Source organism: Pseudomonas azerbaijanoccidentalis, assembly GCF_019145495.1.
In the GTDB taxonomy this organism is placed as follows: domain Bacteria; phylum Pseudomonadota; class Gammaproteobacteria; order Pseudomonadales; family Pseudomonadaceae; genus Aquipseudomonas; species Aquipseudomonas azerbaijanoccidentalis.
This window is the reverse complement of sequence record NZ_JAHSTU010000004.1, coordinates 525,009-539,137: the sequence shown is the minus strand read 5'-3', so window position 1 is coordinate 539,137 and position 14,129 is coordinate 525,009. Positions and strand designations below refer to the sequence as shown.

13 protein-coding genes are annotated in these 14,129 nt (G+C 59.7%); 6 read left to right on the top strand and 7 right to left on the bottom strand.

Going from position 1 to position 14,129, the window contains the following annotated elements:
- Positions 1-11: 11 nt before the first annotated feature.
- Genes KVG88_RS16695 through KVG88_RS16680 form a run of 4 tightly spaced genes read left to right on the top strand, consistent with a single transcriptional unit; the run spans position 12 to position 3,520 of the window.
- A complete protein-coding gene (locus KVG88_RS16695; RefSeq protein ID WP_150702314.1) occupies positions 12-1,160 on the top strand; it encodes an ABC transporter permease in 1,149 nt (382 codons plus the stop codon).
- Positions 1,157-1,960, top strand: coding sequence for an ABC transporter ATP-binding protein (locus KVG88_RS16690; RefSeq protein WP_056854225.1), 804 nt, complete (start codon positions 1,157-1,159; stop codon positions 1,958-1,960). The genes KVG88_RS16695 and KVG88_RS16690 overlap by 4 nt, the downstream gene beginning before the upstream one ends.
- A gap of 1 nt (position 1,961) precedes the next feature.
- Positions 1,962-2,900 carry an MlaD family protein gene (locus KVG88_RS16685; protein ID WP_150702315.1) on the top strand — a complete coding sequence of 313 codons (939 nt, stop codon included), beginning with the start codon at positions 1,962-1,964 and terminating at the stop codon, positions 2,898-2,900.
- Positions 2,897-3,520 (top strand): ABC-type transport auxiliary lipoprotein family protein, encoded by a 624-nt coding sequence (locus KVG88_RS16680; protein WP_217872055.1) that lies wholly within the window; start codon positions 2,897-2,899, stop codon positions 3,518-3,520. Before KVG88_RS16685 ends, KVG88_RS16680 begins: the two co-directional genes overlap by 4 nt.
- An 83-nt stretch (positions 3,521-3,603) precedes the next feature.
- On the opposite strand, the gene KVG88_RS16675 is transcribed toward KVG88_RS16680, so the two are convergent.
- From KVG88_RS16675 to KVG88_RS16655, 5 genes are all read right to left on the bottom strand, one after another.
- Positions 3,604-4,833: a nucleoside recognition domain-containing protein gene (locus KVG88_RS16675; RefSeq protein WP_150702317.1), complete on the bottom strand. Its 1,230-nt coding sequence runs from the start codon at positions 4,831-4,833 to the stop codon at positions 3,604-3,606.
- A 214-nt stretch (positions 4,834-5,047) separates the two neighbouring features.
- Positions 5,048-6,379: a glutamate/aspartate:proton symporter GltP gene (gene gltP, locus KVG88_RS16670; protein ID WP_150702318.1), complete on the bottom strand. Its 1,332-nt coding sequence runs from the start codon at positions 6,377-6,379 to the stop codon at positions 5,048-5,050.
- 714 nt (positions 6,380-7,093) lie between these two features.
- Positions 7,094-7,558, bottom strand: coding sequence for an inhibitor of vertebrate lysozyme family protein (locus KVG88_RS16665; protein ID WP_150702319.1), 465 nt, complete (start codon positions 7,556-7,558; stop codon positions 7,094-7,096).
- Between the two features lie 2 nt (positions 7,559-7,560).
- A complete protein-coding gene (locus tag KVG88_RS16660) occupies positions 7,561-7,725 on the bottom strand; it encodes a DUF1328 domain-containing protein (protein WP_003170804.1) in 165 nt (54 codons plus the stop codon).
- A 76-nt stretch (positions 7,726-7,801) separates the two neighbouring features.
- Complete coding sequence (locus KVG88_RS16655; RefSeq protein ID WP_150702320.1) at positions 7,802-8,089, bottom strand: hypothetical protein; 288 nt, start codon at positions 8,087-8,089, stop codon at positions 7,802-7,804.
- Positions 8,090-8,470: 381 nt separating this feature from the next.
- Here KVG88_RS16655 and algB point away from each other — a divergent pair, with 381 nt between their 5' ends.
- Positions 8,471-9,817, top strand: a complete 1,347-nt coding sequence (gene algB, locus KVG88_RS16650; RefSeq protein WP_150702321.1) for a sigma-54-dependent response regulator transcription factor AlgB — start codon at positions 8,471-8,473, stop codon at positions 9,815-9,817.
- 10 nt (positions 9,818-9,827) lie between these two features.
- Complete coding sequence (locus tag KVG88_RS16645; RefSeq protein ID WP_150702322.1) at positions 9,828-11,618, top strand: KinB sensor domain-containing domain; 1,791 nt, start codon at positions 9,828-9,830, stop codon at positions 11,616-11,618.
- Positions 11,619-11,622: 4 nt separating this feature from the next.
- Here the strand turns inward: KVG88_RS16645 and KVG88_RS16640 are convergent, their stop codons facing one another.
- Positions 11,623-13,236, bottom strand: coding sequence for an EAL domain-containing protein (locus tag KVG88_RS16640; protein ID WP_150702323.1), 1,614 nt, complete (start codon positions 13,234-13,236; stop codon positions 11,623-11,625).
- 76 nt (positions 13,237-13,312) lie between these two features.
- Positions 13,313-14,092, bottom strand: coding sequence for an N-acetylmuramoyl-L-alanine amidase (locus KVG88_RS16635; protein WP_217872054.1), 780 nt, complete (start codon positions 14,090-14,092; stop codon positions 13,313-13,315).
- Positions 14,093-14,129 lie beyond the last annotated feature (37 nt).

Here is a 14,129-nt window from a genome sequence, read left to right as displayed (position 1 = left end):
GCACGGAGCTTATGACCAGCAGCACAGTGCCCGGCAATGCCCAACTGGACACCTCGCACGCCCCCGCTCAGATACGGGTGACGGGGGACTGGACGCTCGCCCATTACGCCGACCTCAAGCGCCTGAGCGAGAAGCTCGAAGGCCAATACGACGACAGCACCCACATCGACCTCAATAGCCTTGGCGCCCTTGATACCGCCGGGGCTTCGCTGTTGGCGGAGCTGCTGGGCTCCGAGCGTCTGGGCCGCTCCGCCGAACACCCTGATTGCACCCTCTCCTCTGCCGACCGCGCGTTGCTGCAGACCGTCTACCAGTCGTTGACCGATTTCTGCGTGCCGATCAAGGAACCGGAAATCAACGTCGGTATTATGCTGCTCACCCGTATTGGTCGCGCGGTGGACCGGGTCTGGCAGGACACCTTGCAACTGCTGGGTTTTGTCGGTCTGATTCTGGAAACCATCGTCCGTGGCCTGTTCCGTCCCAAACGCTGGCGCATCACGCCAATGGTCGCGCACATTGAGCAGACCGGCCTCGATGCTGCGCCTATCGTTGCCCTGCTGACTTTTCTGGTGGGCGCCGTGGTGGCGTTTCTCGGCGCGACGGTACTGGCCACCTTCGGCGCCAGCGTATTCACCGTGGACCTTGTGGCATTTGCCTTCCTGCGTGAGTTTGGCGTGTTGCTGACCGCGATCCTCATGGCCGGTCGCACCGCCAGTGCCTTTACCGCGCAAATCGGCTCAATGAAGGCCAACGAAGAAATCGACGCCATCCGCACCCTCGGCCTCGATCCGATGGAACTGCTGGTGGTACCACGCGTGCTGGCGTTGCTGGTGGCGTTGCCGATGCTGACTTTTCTGGCGATGGTGTCGGGGATTGTTGGCGGCGGTGTGGTCTGCGCGGTGTCGCTGGATATCTCGCCGGCGATGTTCCTTTCCTTGCTGCAATCGGACATCGGTGTTCAGCACTTTCTGGTGGGGATGGTCAAAGCGCCGATCTTCGCGTTCCTGATCGCCGCGATCGGTTGTCTGGAAGGTTTTAAGGTCAGCGGCAGCGCCGAGTCCGTCGGCGCCCACACCACGTCGAGTGTGGTGCAGTCGATTTTCGTGGTGATCGTGCTCGACGCCGTGGCCGCGCTGTTTTTCATGGAGATGAGCTGGTGAGCCGTTTACCCCGAGCGCCCGCCGAGGCGGTGATCGAAGTCCGTGGGCTGTGCAATCGCTTCGGTCGCCAGAGCGTGCATGAAAACCTCGATCTGGATTTGTACAAGGGCGAGATCCTCGCCGTCGTCGGCGGCTCCGGCAGCGGCAAGTCGGTGCTGCTGCGCAGCATTGTCGGCTTGCGCCAGCCCAGCGAAGGCGTGGTGAAGGTGTTCGGGCAAAACCTGCCGACCCTGCCGGAACACGAGCGTTCGCTGATTGAGCGGCGCTTTGGCGTGCTGTTCCAGAAAGGCGCCCTGTTCTCTTCGCTGACCGTGACCGAGAACGTCGCCCTGCCCCTGATCGAACACGCCGGCCTGAGTCGCGACGATGCCGAGCACTTGGCCGCCGTGAAGCTGGCGCTGGCCGGGTTGCCGCTGTCGGCGGCGGATAAATACCCCGCGTCGCTGTCCGGCGGCATGATCAAACGCGCCGCTCTGGCACGGGCCTTGGCGCTGGACCCCGACATACTGTTTCTCGACGAACCCACCGCCGGCCTCGACCCCATTGGCGCGGCGGCGTTCGATCAGTTGATCTTGACCCTGCGCGATGCCTTGGGCTTGAGCGTGTTCCTGGTGACCCACGATCTCGACACGCTCTACACCATCACCGACCGGGTGGCGGTGCTGGCGCAGAAAAAAGTGCTGGTGGCGGACGCCATCGACAAGGTGTCGGAAACCGACGATGCGTGGATTCACGAATACTTCCATGGCCCTCGCGGCCGCGCGGCGCTGACGGCCGCTCAACAGCTCAACGAGGTCTGACATGGAAACCCGAGCCCATCATGTATTGATCGGCCTGTTCACCGTGATTGTGGTGGCGGGCGCCCTGCTCTTTGGTTTGTTTCTGGCCAAGTCCAGCGTCGACCGCGAGTTCAAGGACTACCAGGTCGTCTTCAACGAGGCCGTCAGTGGTCTGTCCAACGGCAGTTCAGTGCAGTACAGCGGGATCAAGGTCGGCGATGTGATCTCGCTGCGCCTGGACCCCAAAGACCCGCGCCGGGTGCTGGCGCGGATTCGTCTGGGCGGAGATACGCCGGTCAAGGAAGACACCCAGGCCAAGCTGGCGCTGACCGGGGTCACCGGCACATCGATCATCCAGCTCAGCGGCGGCACGCCACAAAGCCCGACACTCAAGGGCAAGGACGGCAACCTGCCGACCATCGTGGCATCGCCCTCGCCTATTGCCCGTTTGCTCAACGACAGCAACGACCTGATGGCCGGCGTGACCTCGCTGATGCACAACGCCAACCTGATGTTTTCCACCGAAAACATCGAGCGCATCAGCAAGACCCTTGAGCATCTGGAGCAAACCACCGGGGTCATTGCCGATCAGCGCGGTGATATTCGTCAGGCGATGCAGCAACTGGCCTCGCTGAGCAAGCAGGCGGGCACCATGATGGAACAGACCTCTGCGCTGATGCGTAACGCCAATGGTTTGCTCAACGATCAGGGCAAGCAGATGTTCGGCAGCGCTGAGCAGGCGATGAAGTCGCTGGAGCAAAGCAGCGCAACGATCAACAAGTTGCTCAGCGCCAATCAGGACTCGATCAACAACGGCATGCAGGGCCTCAATGGTCTGGCCCCGGCGGTGCGCGAGCTGCGCGAAACCCTCACGTCGCTGCGCGCCATTTCCCACCGACTTGAGGCCAACCCCAGCGGTTACCTGCTGGGCAGTGACAAGAACAAGGAATTCACCCCATGAAGCCGACGCCTATCGCCCTCCTCGCCGGCTTCATGCTGATGAGTTCATGCTCGATCCTGCCCAAGCCTGAACCGTTCGATGTCTATCGGTTACCGTCGGCTCAGAGCAGCCCGGCCGGCATTCACGGCGCAGCCCAGCGCTGGTCGTTGCGCCTGACCAAGCTGCAGGCCAGCGAAGCCTTGAACAGCCCGAACATCGCGGTTATCCCTCAGGGTGACGTGATCAGCAACTACAAAGGCTCGCGCTGGAGCGACCCGGCGCCAGTGCTGTTGCGCAATCGCCTGCTGGATGGTTTCCAGCGTGATGGTCGGGTATCGCTGTTGAGTACCGATGACAGCATATTCCAGACGGATCTCGAACTGGGCGGCCTCCTGCAAGCCTTCCAGACGGAATACCAGGGCACGACCGCCAGTGTGGTGGTGAGTGTGGACGCGTTACTGGTGCGCAGTTATGACCAGCACATCCTCGCCAGCCGCCGCTTTGAAGTGCGCCAGCCTCTGAGCGATGTGAAAGTACCGGCGGTGGTGGCCGGTTTTGGCCAGGCCAGCGATCAATTGACGACGCAAGTGGTGAATTGGGCGGTTGAGCAAGGGCGGCAGTTAGCACCGGTCAAACCTTGAGATCCCAAGATCGCAGCCTACGGCAGCTCCTACATTGGTAGGTGTGCGGCTGTAGGAGCTGCCGCAGGCTGCGATCTTTTGCCTTACCCGAAGAACCAGTAGCAAACCCCGATGGCGCCCAACACCCCCGCCAGTTCCGCCAGCAACGCACACCCCACGGCATGCCGCGCCCGCTGGATGCCCACCGCGCCGAAGTACACCGCCAGCACATAGAACGTGGTTTCGGTGCTGCCTTGAATCGTCGCCGCCACCAGCGCCGGGAAGCTGTCTACGCCGGAGGTCTTCATGGTTTCAATCAGCATTGCCCGGGCGGCGCTACCGGAGAACGGCTTGACCATGGCGGTGGGCAGTGCATCGACAAAACGCGTGTCCCAACCGGCCCACTCCACCAGATGACGGATGCCGTCCAGTCCGAAATCCAAGGCGCCGGACGCCCGCAGCACGCCCACCGCACAGAGCATCGCCACCAGATACGGCAGCAAGTTTTTCGCCACGTCGAAGCCTTCTTTGGCGCCTTCAACGAACGCCTCGTAGACCTTCACCTTGCGCATTGCGCCGATGATCAAAAACAGCATGATCAACCCGAATAGCGTCAAGTTGCCGAGGATCGACGACAAACCGGCCAGCGCAGCAGCTGACATCGTACCCAGCAACGCCATGAAGCCACCCAGCATCAGTGCACCGGGGATCAGATAGGCCAGCACCACCGGGTCCCAGACGCGCAGACGTTGCATGAACGCCACAGCCAGGAAGCCGACGATGGTCGAGCAACTGGTGGCCAGCAGAATCGGCAGGAACACCAGCGTCGGGTCGGGCGCGCCTTGCTGGGCGCGATACATGAAGATCGTCACCGGCAGCAGGGTCAGGGAGGAGGCGTTGAGCACCAGGAACAGGATTTGTGCGTTGCTGGCGATGGTGGCGCTGGGGTTGAGTTCCTGCAAAGCCTTCATGGCCTTCAGGCCGATCGGCGTAGCGGCGTTGTCGAGGCCCAGTCCATTCGCAGCGAAGTTCAGGGTGATCAGGCCGATGGCGGGGTGGCCGGGCGGGACTTCCGGCATCAAGCGCAGAAACAGCGGGCCGAGGGCCTTGGCCAGCCAATCGACAATCCCGGCTTTTTCGGCGATCCGCAAAAAACCCAGCCAGAGGGTGAGGGTGCCGAACAACAACACCATCACTTCGACCGACAATTTGGCCATGGCGAAAATGCTTTCCACCATCGCCGCGAAGATTCCGGCGTTGCCGCCGATCAGCCATTGCGCCAGCGCCGATATCGCGGCCACGATGAAAAAGCCAAGCCACAGGCCATTAAGCATCAGTCAAATCCCCCAAAAGATGCGCGAATGATAGCGGGGTGGCCAGAAACGACAAACCCCGGATTTCTCCGGGGTTTGTTTGTAAGGCTGACTCGAAACTGTGGGAGCCAGACTGCTGGCGATGAGGGCGGCACATTCAACATCTCTGTTGTTTGGTACACCGCTATCGCCAGCAGGCTTGCTCCCATAGAAAAGCCATCAAGGAGTTCAGGTGTCAGTTGCTGGAAACTTCACCAACCGGCAGCTTTTCTTTGCTGCGCCAGTGCGGCAGGGAGTTCCAGTAGCGCTGGCCCTTGGCATCGTCGTACATGCCTTCCCAGCGAGAGATAACCAGCACGGCCAAAGCGTTGCCAATCACGTTCAGCGCGGTGCGCGCCATGTCCATGATGCGGTCGACACCGGCGATGAAGGCCAGGCCTTCCAGCGGGATGCCCACGCTGCCCAGAGTGGCGAGCAGCACCACAAAGGACACGCCCGGTACGCCGGCGATGCCTTTGGAGGTGACCATCAGGGTCAGGACCAGCAGCAGTTGCTGGCTGATCGACAGGTCGATGCCGTACAGCTGGGCAATAAAGATGGCCGCGATGCTTTGGTACAGGGTCGAACCGTCGAGGTTGAACGAGTAGCCGGTCGGTACCACGAAGCTGCAAATCGCTTTCGGCGCGCCGTAGGCTTCCATCTTCTCGATCACGCGCGGCAGCACGGTTTCGGAGGAGGCGGTGGAGTAGGCCAGCACCAGCTCATCCTTGAAGATGCGCATCAGCTTGATCACCGAGAAACCGAACAGGCGAGCGATCAGGCCCAGCACGACGAAGGCGAAGAAGGCGATGGCGACGTAAACCAGGATCACCAGTTTGGCCAGCGGCAGCAGCGAGGCGAAACCGAAGTTGGCCACCGTGACCGCGATCAGTGCGAAAACGCCGATCGGGGCGTAGTTCATGATCATGTGGGTGACCTTGAACATGCTTTCCGACACGCCCTGGAACATTGTGACCAACGGATCACGCAGTTCAGGCTTGAGGCTCGACAGGCCGAGACCGAACAACACCGAGAAGAAGATGATCGGCAGCATCTCACCACGGGCCATGGCCGCGAAGATGTTGGACGGGATCAGGTTGAGGATGGTCTCGATGAACGCGTGTTCATGCTGGACCTCAGCCGCCGTCGCCTGGTACTTGGAGATATCCACAGTGCCCAGGGTGCTCATGTCGATGCCTGCGCCCGGGTGGAACAGGTTGGCCAGCAACAGGCCGACGACGATGGCAATAGTGGTGACGACTTCAAAGTAGAGGATGGTTTTGAGGCCGATGCTGCCGAGCTTCTTCGCATCACCCACGCCGGCAATGCCGACGATCAGCGAAGAGATCACGATCGGGATCACAATCATCTTGATCAGACGGATAAAGATATCGCCCGCTGGTTGCAGGACGTTGCTGATCCACCAGGCTTTCTCGGCACTGAAATGGTTGAGCAGCGCACCGATTGCAATCCCCAATACCAGACCGATGAGGATCTGCCAGGCGAGGCTAAGCTTTGCCTTCTTCATATCTTTACCCTTACTTCAGTTTGACTCGGGCAGGTGCAAGAACTGGTTCGCTTGTGGCAAAAAAGTTGCTGCATCTGCCCCCGTATAAGGAGCCCCGGAGCGCTTGTTAGTGGCTCTCTGGCAGGCGAAAAAAGGCGCAACTATTCCGATGCAAGGAAGCGACGTCTAATGCCGTAAACGCCTACCCTATGCCGAATCGGCATGAGGTTTTTTAGCTGAAAGCGACGTCGCAATCGGTTCGAATGTGACATTTCGGCAGGCAAAAGTGCCGTGAACCGGCCATCACAGAGCAGGTTGAGTATTTTTTGATCAGCTGAAATGGCGACGAATTTCGGGAAAATCCCACAAATCGGGCAAAGGAATCGCGGCCAGCGGCCGGCAATATTTCTCGATATACGGTCGCAGCAGAGGCTCTGGGAAAGGAATTTTCCGTAGACGGGCGAGGGGTGTTTTAGATAGAAGCGGAAAAAGGCGCAGAAAGCTCTAATTCGGTACTTCGCGTGAACAAGCTCTCCGCAAGTCCGTCGAGCCATAACTGGCCGGCGAACTTGCGTCGCAGCTTTTCCTGACCCGGCCCTTGCGCAGGCACTCCCTGTACCCGTAGGTCACTCCGCCCCTGAAACAGGCAGAACGTCCCGACCCCTTGGTCATGCACCTGCCTTCCTCAGGGGGTGCAGATAGAAAGAAGCGAGGCTTCTTTCCCATGTCTGGAACTCAATACCAGTTCGGATCTTTCTTGAGTTGTTCCATCAACAATTCCTGCATGCCCTGGTCCGGTTTCCCGAGGAAACGGTAGTTGGCATGTCGGGTTGGCGACTTGTCGGCAGGCAGCCCCGAAGGCACCTCTACCAACATGGCGTAGGCGTCCTTCTTGTCGAAGCTGACGGCGACAATCAAGCGTTTGTCAGGGCAGGTCGCCTGGGTTTCACACAGCGGCCCCACCAGATACTTGTTGCCATCCTCTTCCACGGCATTCATTTGTTCGGCATCGCCGGACAGGTTCATCACCCATTCCGGCAGGCGTTCCTCTTTCTTGACGACGCCTTGCCAGGTTTCCCGGTACTGCGGGTCTGCGTTCAAAAGCTCGTTGACCCGCGCCTGCCCATCATTGGCAGCAATTGCCATGGCACTACCGCCCAGTAGCAGGGCGGCTGCCAGTGTCTTTAACGAACGGCTCATGTTCAGCCTCGACCGCGACGGCCAAAGAAGAAGGAAGCAATGAACATCACCAGGAACACGACAAAGAGAATCTTGGCGATACCCGTGGCGGTGCCCGCGATACCACCGAAGCCCAAAACGGCAGCGACAATGGCAATGATCAAGAATGTGATTGCCCAGCTCAACATGGTGATTCTCCTTACGCTTCTATTTAGAGGTGCTTGCCCCGGCGCATCGAACACGCCAAGTCTGTGTAATCAAGTCTTAGAAAACCCAGCGTTCCTGACGAGGCATCTCATTCACAGGCTGAGCCTGGTCGACGTCCATCATTCGCAGGGCAGTGCTGTCAGTCATACCGCTGCTGGCAGCGCTGAATTGGGTTTGGGTCGGGTGCTGAAACGACACGCGTGGCGCAGTTTGTTGCTGGTTTTGTTCCCAGCTCAGGAATTGCTGGCCGGCGATCAGAGTGACCAGCAGCGCAAGTACGCAAAACAAGCCTTGCTGGAGATGCAGTGGCGAGACACGTAATTGGGCGGCACGTTGACGATTCATCCTGAGGCTCCTCCCACGCGGGGGTGATTGGGTTGAGGGCGTTTGTTGTTTGCCCTGCATTACTCAGGTTATTGCAGTCGTCATGCCAGCTTTTTAGAGAAGAAAAAACCTTATAAATCAATTAGTTAAACAAATAGCAAAAACCGATTCGCTGGCATCCTGCACGATGCCGCTTTTCGCGGTCGTGCGGAATGCACGATTGATTACAGGGCTTCGCAATATTTTTGAATTGAAAGGAGGGCGCAACTGTCAGAAAAGGACACAACTTGCAGTGGCAGCAGATAGCTACCCTGTGAGCGCGGTAATAGATCAGAATAAACCATGCAACTTGCCCGATTTTTCCGGGACTAACCAAGATCATTCTTTAAGGAGCGTAGGAAAATGGAATCAGCCACTGAGCATCAAGGCCGTATTCTTCTGGTGGATGATGAGTCCGCCATCCTGCGTACCTTCCGTTACTGCCTTGAAGACGAAGGCTACAGCGTGGCGACCGCCAACAGCGCCGCCCAGGCCGATGCGCTGTTGCAACGTCAGGTGTTCGACCTGTGCTTCCTCGATTTGCGTCTGGGCGAAGACAATGGCCTGGATGTACTGGCCCAGATGCGCGTCCAAGCACCGTGGATGCGAGTGGTGATCGTCACCGCACACTCCGCGGTGGACACCGCGGTAGACGCAATCCAGGCCGGCGCCGCCGATTATCTGGTCAAGCCGTGCAGCCCCGACCAATTGCGCCTGGCCACCGCCAAGCAATTGGAAGTGCGCCAATTGTCGGCGCGTCTTGAAGCGCTGGAAGGCGAGATACGCAAACCAAAGGATGGCCTCGACTCTCATAGCCCCGCGATGAAAGTGGTGCTGGAAACCGCGCGCCAGGTCGCCGGTACCGATGCCAATATCCTGATTCTGGGGGAGTCCGGCACCGGTAAGGGCGAGTTGTCCCAAGCTATTCACGGCTGGAGCAAACGCGCCAAGAAATCCTGCACCACCATCAATTGCCCATCGCTGACGGCTGAGTTGATGGAAAGCGAGTTGTTCGGCCATAGCCGCGGGGCATTCACGGGTGCCAGCGAAAGCACGCTCGGTCGCGTCAATCAAGCTGATGGCGGCACGCTGTTTCTAGATGAAATCGGCGATTTTCCGCTGGTTTTGCAGCCGAAGTTGCTGCGTTTCATTCAGGACAAGGAATACGAGCGCGTAGGTGACCCGGTCACGCGGCGTGCCGATGTGCGCATCCTTGCCGCCACCAACCAAAACCTGGAAGACATGGTTCGCGATGGCCGTTTCCGCGAAGACTTGCTCTATCGCCTGAACGTCATCACTCTGCACCTGCCGCCGCTGCGCGAGCGCAGGGAAGACATCATCAACCTCGCCGATCGCTTTCTGGCCCGGTTCGTCAAAGAGTACGCGCGCCCGGCCCGGGGCTTCAGTGACGAGGCCCGTGAGGCGATGCTCGGCTACCGCTGGCCGGGCAACATCCGTGAGTTGCGCAACGTGGTGGAGCGGGCGAGCATCATTTGCCCGCAGGAACGCGTCGAGATCACCCATCTGGGGATGGCCGAAACACCGGTCAACAACGCCCCGCGCATTGGCGCGGCGCTGAGTCTGGACGAACTGGAAAAAGCCCACATCGGCGCGGTCCTCGCCACCGCCGGCACCTTGGACCAAGCGGCCAAAACGTTGGGAATCGACGCCTCGACGCTGTACCGCAAACGCAAACAGTACAACTTGTGAGCCGCCACCGATGAAGCTGGCGATGAAGTTGCGGACCCGCCTGTTTTTAAGCATTTCCGCGCTGATCACCGTAGCGCTGCTCGGGCTTTTGCTCGGGCTGGTCAGCGTGATGCAGATGGCCGGGAGTCAGGAAGCACTGGTACGCAATAACTTCGTCACTCTGGATCTGGGTCTGAAACTGCGCCAGACGCTGGGCGACCAGCTGATCATCATGCTCAGCGAGCAACCGGACACTCAAGCCTTTGACGCCTCCAAACAGCGTTACTTCGAGCTGCTGGACCAGGGCATCGCCCAGGAACCGGAGGTCAAGGGGAGTGAATACGGGTTCAAAAAGGCCAAGACGGATTACCAGCGTTTTATCCAGGCGTATGAAAGCTCGCCCGATACGACGCATGTGTTGACCGGCAACGATGATCTCACGCAAAGATTCAATGCGCTGCGCAATGGCTTGATCGAAGAACACAAGCGCGCCCTGGATAACATCGGCACCACCGAGCGCCAGTCGCGTGAGCGAGCACTGTTGATTGCCGGCCTGTTGGGATTGGTCGGGTTGGCGGTGCTGATCATCGGTTTCGTTACCGCTCACGCCATCGCCCGACGGTTTGGCGAACCCATCGAAGCGTTGGCGCAGGCGGCGGACAACATCGGGCAGGGGAATTTCGATGTGACACTCCCAGTCTCTTCGGCGGTTGAACTCAATCAGCTGACCCGGCGTTTCGGCATCATGGCCGAGGCACTGCGTGAGCATCAGGCGACCAATGTCGATGAGCTGCTGGCAGGCCAGCAACGCCTGCAAGCGGTACTCGACAGCATCGACGACGGCTTGCTGATGATCGACCGTCAAGGTCACCTGGAGCACCTCAACCCGGTTGCGCAGCGTCAGTTGGGTTGGGACAGCGATCGACTCGGCCAAGGCCTGGGCACGGCGCTTGAGCGACCCGAGCTAGATGAGCAACTGCAACTGGTGCTGCGCGGCGGCACGCTGGAGCGGGCGCCGGAAGATCTGAGCATGGAGGTCGATGGCGAGACGCGGTTGCTGACCTACAGCCTTACGCCTGTAAGCCACACTCAGGGACATATCCTCGGTGCGGTCATGGTGCTGCATGACGTCACTGAGCAGCGTGCCTTCGAACGGGTGCGTAGCGAATTCGTGCTGCGCGCTTCCCATGAGTTGCGCACACCGGTCACCGGCATGCACATGGCGTTCGGTCTGTTCCGCGAGCGCGCGCACTTCCCGCCGGACTCCCGTGAAGCTGACTTGCTGGACACGGTGAACGAAGAAATGCAGCGCCTGATGCAGTTGATCAACGACCTGCTGAATTTCTCGCGGTATCAAAACGGCCTGCAAAAACTCACGTTGGCACCGTGCTCCATCGAAGATCTGCTGGAGCAGGCGCAGCTACGGTTTACCAGCGGCGCAGAAGCGCAGGGTATCGAGCTGCTGGTTGAGGTGCAGGGGCCGCTGCCACGCTTGCAGGCCGATCAGCCGCAATTGGACCGTGTGCTCGATAACCTGATCGACAACGCGCTGCGCCATACCGCCTCCGGAGGCTTGATACGCTTACAGGCGCGACGCCATGGTGATCGGGTGATCATCAGCGTCGAGGATAACGGCGAAGGCATCGCCTATGGACAGCAGGGGCGGATCTTCGAGCCGTTTGTTCAGGTTGGCCGCAAGAAGGGCGGTGCCGGGCTCGGTCTGGCGTTGTGCAAGGAAATCGTGCAATTGCACGGTGGCCGGATGGGCGTTTACTCGCGGCCGGGGCAGGGAACTCAGTTCTACATGGCGTTGACGGTGTAACGTCTTACGCCTCGTCATCCAGACGCCGGTTGCCCAATCGCCGGCCGCGGGTAATCAGCTCGATGAACTGCACCGCGCTCAGGGCGTGGGCAAACAACCAGCCTTGACCGAACTTCACGCCTTCACTGCTCAGGAACGCCGCCTGGGCCTCATGCTCGATGCCTTCGGCAATCACCTTCAGGTGCAGTGATTGCGCCATGTGAATGATGTGCGGGGCCACGCCACTGCTGGCAGCGTCGTGGCCCAGTGCGTCGATGAAGGCCTTGTCGATTTTCAGGCAGTCCACCGGCAGGGTTTGCAGGTAGGCAAGGCTGCAATAGCCGGTGCCGAAGTCATCGATCAGTACCTGATGGCCAACATCGCGCAAGGCTTGCAGGTTTTCGCGGGCCACCACCACGTCGATCAACCCCCGCTCGGTCACCTCGAAAGCAATCTGCTTGGCTGCCACCCGATGCAGCGTCAGCAAGCGCGCCATCACCTGGCCGATGCGCGGGACCATCACATCGCACGCAGCCAGGTTGACCGAAATGTACAGCTGCGGATTGGCCCGAAGGAGTTGCCCGAGTTGCTCCAGCAGGCGTTGCAGAACGAAGTCGGTCATCTGGCGGATCTGCCCGGTGTTCTCCGCCATGGGAATGAACAGGTCGGGGCTGGTCAGTGTGCCGTCCGGTCGACGCCAGCGCAGCAAGGCTTCGGCGCCGACGCAGTTGCGGCTGTCGAGATCGAAAATCGGTTGATACAAAACCTGCAATTCGCCTCGGCGTATGGCGCCGGTCAATTCGGCATCCAGTGATTGGCGTTGGCGTACCAACAGGAACACCAGGAAACCCACGCAAGCGGCCAGCAGCAGGCACGCCGGAAGCAGCCACCACCACACGGGCGGTATATGCGTGCCGCTGCGCGGGCTGATCAGCACCAATTGGTATTCCGGGTTATCGGTGGGCATGCGGTAAATCAGGCGGGAATGGGTGACTTGCAGGGAATCACGGTTTTTCGGTGGCCAGGCCTCGGTCGGCGGCCACACCTGTGACACGCCCAACACCGGAATCGCTCGCGTGCCATGGTCGAGGATGACCAACAGGCTGCTGCCCGGCGACAGGTCGACCATGTCGGTTAAATGACCGCGAGACGTCGCGACGCGGAAGTTGCCGCGGCCGAGCATCAGGGCTGCACGGTTTTCATCCGGTTCAGTGGTGGTGTTCAGCCAATAGCTGTAGGTCGGGCCTTTGATGTCCGGTGCGCGGACCAGCGACAAGCCTTCCTGGCGGGGGCGGTTGGAGCAGATCCGCGAGGCGTCCATATAGGCCGCCTCATAAACGAACCGATAGTTGAAGCTGACCTGCTGCAACGTCGCGATCATTTCGTCATCGCAGCTGCGCAGTGGCTGGGCTTCGAGGTCGTCGAGGCTCTCACGCAGTTGCCCGAACAGCTGCTCAAGGCGAGCGAGAAAACGTTCGCCCTGGGCGTTCATTTCCTGGCTTTCTTCTTGTTCGACCTGATGGATGGCGACGAAATAACTGCCGGCCATCATCAGCGTCGCGCTCAAGACAGCAGCCAGCATCGCCAAAAACCAGGGGCGAAAAAACCAACTACGAAATGTGTCTCGAGCAGCAGGCATTGTGGAATATCCGACGAATTACCAATGAGTTATAGCTGCTGATGGGAAAAACGCGCTGACCGTCGGGCAGTCGTCATTATTTTGTCTGGTTTAACACCTGTAGCAGCGCTGCCGTTTGCGCGTCCGGGGTGCCATCGAACCGGGAGGGGCGGAAATGCATTTGGAACGCGGCGAGGACGTGGCGTGTGGCAACGTCCAGTTCACCCGTCTGTGGCGTTTCATAACCCACGCGTGCGAGCTGCGCCTGATACCAGGAAATGCTCGGCAATCGCGCCTCGAACTGCGCTTGCTGTCGGGCAACAGCCTGCTCGTTTGGCCAAATGCCAATCCCTTCGCCAGCCAGGCGCTTCCAAGGGAATAGCGGGCCGGGATCCAGTTTGCGCAGCGGTGCAATGTCGCTATGGCCGATGATGCTGCGGGGGTTGATGTTGTAGCGCTGGCTGATGTCCTTGAGCAGAACGATCAGGGATTGAACCTGCGCTTCAGTGTAGGGATACCACAGGCGCCCGGTCGGGGTGTCCTTGAAGCCCGGGTTAACGATTTCGATACCGAGGGAGCTTGAGTTCAACCAGGTGCGGCCTTGCCATTGGCTTTCGCCGGCGTGCCAGGCGCGCAGGCTTTCATCCATCAGTTTGTAAATGGTCGCGTTCTTGTCGTCGCCGATCAGATAGTGGCTGCTGACTTCGCCGTGGGTCAACAATTGCAGTGATCGCTCCATCGATGCGGAGGTGTAATGCACCACCACAAACTGGATGCGGCTGTCGTGGTTGGCCGATGGGTGGCTGGTGTCAAAGCGGGGGCCGCTGGCACAACCAGCCAACACAATGAACGATACGATGAGGGCAAAATATTTCATGGCGAAAGGCAATACACGCAAGACAGTAATGCAACAG

What these genes read in the sequence shown, in the direction of transcription:
- KVG88_RS16660 (WP_003170804.1), bottom strand. Translation starts at nt 7,725, where the DNA reads ATGTTGAGCTGGGCAATCACATTCTTGATCATTGCCATTGTCGCTGCC.
- KVG88_RS16655 (WP_150702320.1), bottom strand. Translation starts at nt 8,089, where the DNA reads ATGAATCGTCAACGTGCCGCCCAATTACGTGTCTCGCCACTGCATCTC.
- KVG88_RS16695 (WP_150702314.1), top strand. Translation starts at nt 12, where the DNA reads ATGACCAGCAGCACAGTGCCCGGCAATGCCCAACTGGACACCTCGCAC.
- KVG88_RS16640 (WP_150702323.1), bottom strand. Translation starts at nt 13,236, where the DNA reads ATGCCTGCTGCTCGAGACACATTTCGTAGTTGGTTTTTTCGCCCCTGG.
- algB (WP_150702321.1), top strand. Translation starts at nt 8,471, where the DNA reads ATGGAATCAGCCACTGAGCATCAAGGCCGTATTCTTCTGGTGGATGAT.
- gltP (WP_150702318.1), bottom strand. Translation starts at nt 6,379, where the DNA reads ATGAAGAAGGCAAAGCTTAGCCTCGCCTGGCAGATCCTCATCGGTCTG.
- KVG88_RS16680 (WP_217872055.1), top strand. Translation starts at nt 2,897, where the DNA reads ATGAAGCCGACGCCTATCGCCCTCCTCGCCGGCTTCATGCTGATGAGT.
- KVG88_RS16675 (WP_150702317.1), bottom strand. Translation starts at nt 4,833, where the DNA reads ATGCTTAATGGCCTGTGGCTTGGCTTTTTCATCGTGGCCGCGATATCG.
- KVG88_RS16685 (WP_150702315.1), top strand. Translation starts at nt 1,962, where the DNA reads ATGGAAACCCGAGCCCATCATGTATTGATCGGCCTGTTCACCGTGATT.
- KVG88_RS16635 (WP_217872054.1), bottom strand. Translation starts at nt 14,092, where the DNA reads ATGAAATATTTTGCCCTCATCGTATCGTTCATTGTGTTGGCTGGTTGT.
- KVG88_RS16665 (WP_150702319.1), bottom strand. Translation starts at nt 7,558, where the DNA reads ATGAGCCGTTCGTTAAAGACACTGGCAGCCGCCCTGCTACTGGGCGGT.
- KVG88_RS16645 (WP_150702322.1), top strand. Translation starts at nt 9,828, where the DNA reads ATGAAGCTGGCGATGAAGTTGCGGACCCGCCTGTTTTTAAGCATTTCC.